The following is a 267-nucleotide window of genomic DNA, read 5'->3' on the forward strand; positions in this document are numbered from 1 at the left end:
GAAGAATGCTACCCTAAGGAAGTAGTCTACAGTGATGTGATCTCCGATACTGAAGCTGGCCGACGAGTCAGGAAGTTGAGCACACCACGAAACAACACCATTAAAGGTGAAAAAAACAAGCCATGCACCGTTTTTCAACCCCAGATTGTTCAAGCAGACGAACAGACCTGCTTCTCTACTCAACCACAACTTGTTTGCAGCAGGAATTGTAAGCCAACCAAGACGGTCGAAAAAACCCTTAACTTCCACTGCATGTCATCAACAGGC

At 46.1% G+C, this 267-nt stretch carries 1 protein-coding gene; it reads right to left on the bottom strand.

All coding sequences use genetic code 11. The annotated features are described in order from the left end of the window. The coding region (locus SAY88_RS25145) for a hypothetical protein (protein ID WP_332635157.1) at nucleotides 1-249 on the bottom strand (249 nt) is incomplete at its 3' end. Nucleotides 250-267: the final 18 nt, after the last annotated feature.

The sequence above is a fragment of the Halalkalibacter flavus genome, from assembly GCF_036663575.1.
Lineage (GTDB): Bacteria > Bacillota > Bacilli > Bacillales > Bacillaceae_D > Halalkalibacter > Halalkalibacter flavus.